The sequence below is a fragment of the Arhodomonas sp. KWT genome, from assembly GCF_010993615.1.
Genome location: NZ_WNXE01000509.1, coordinates 1 through 1,157 on the forward strand (window position 1 = coordinate 1; position 1,157 = coordinate 1,157).

Annotated in this window: 2 protein-coding genes; one reads left to right on the plus strand and one right to left on the minus strand. The window is 70.0% G+C overall.

What is annotated here, in order from left to right:
- Positions 1-566: 566 nt before the first annotated feature.
- The gene (locus tag G7A99_RS20280; RefSeq protein WP_163143658.1) at positions 567-719 is read left to right on the plus strand and encodes a carboxymuconolactone decarboxylase family protein; all 153 of its coding nucleotides are present in this window, start codon (positions 567-569) and stop codon (positions 717-719) included.
- A gap of 168 nt (positions 720-887) precedes the next feature.
- On the opposite strand, the gene G7A99_RS20285 is transcribed toward G7A99_RS20280, so the two are convergent.
- The coding region (locus G7A99_RS20285; protein ID WP_163143660.1) for a hypothetical protein at positions 888-1,157 on the minus strand (270 nt) is incomplete at its 5' end.

Sequence of the window (1,157 nt, forward strand, 5' to 3'; positions counted from 1 at the left end):
GGCGGTTAGCTCAGCGGGAGAGCACTGCCTTCACACGGCAGGGGTCGCTGGTTCGAACCCAGCACCGCCCACCAGAACGGCACAAGGGCCCGGGATGATGCCTCCCGGGCCTTTTTCGTTTACGCCCACGGCACTCCGGCTCGTGCCCCCACCCGTGACCGCTAACGCGGGGAACGGTGGCCAAGTACCTCCCTGACACGGCGTTCGGATGCAGGGGTCCCTGACCCGAGCCAGGGGTAAACGCGGACGTCACCCCCCAACTCGGACGCTAGCTCATCGTGCCACCGGTCCGCGTAGTCGGCCCATGCCGCGAACCCGCCACTCTCGTCCACACCGCCCATGCCCCGCATGTCGGGCTCAATGAAGACTTCGACATACGCCGGGAAGCCCACGGCAGCGACACGCTTCACTTCACTCCGCATACCGGCCCATTCCCGGAGGCGGCGATCAACTTCACGGTCGTTCATGAGGATGACTCCCGTTTGAAAGAACACCCAGGCCAGTGTGCGGGAGACCGCCGTGGGACTGTTTTCGAGCGGCCCGCACCGAAGACAGGACACCGAGGAATGCTCACCCACGGCGCCCTCGAGGCCGGGGCGAACCCTGAGGCGATCGTGGAGACGCGGAGTGTCGCCGTGCTCGTGGGCGGCGGACCATCGCTGACGTACGCGACCCACGTCCTCGAGGCGATGGAACAGTTCCGGGCCGCCAGGGGCTGACCGCCAGCGGCGTGCGCGCGCCGCGAACGGAGCCGGACACGGTTGTCTCCAGACGGGCGGGGCCACGGGATCGCGGCCCGGTTTCGGGGTCCGGAAACCGGCAGGCCCGGGGGGCGAAAGCGGATGGCGCACGCTCCGCGCCCCGCGGGCCCACGCTGGCCCCGGCAGTCAGTCCGCCTCGACACCCTCCCGGGTAATGCCCTCGGCGATGGTCGAGCGGCGCACGCGCAGGCTGCCGGCGCCGTCGTCCTCCTGGACGACCTCGATGCCGGTGTCCTCGCCGTCGTCGTTGCCGGCGGTGGTGGCGTGCGAGACGGTGGCAAACAGCCCGCCCGCGCTCTCCTCCTCCAGGACGACGCCCTTGCCGCCGTTGCCCACGGCCCTCACGCGATCCAGCATCCCGGTCACGCCGCCGGCGTCCTCCTCGGAGAGCTTGAA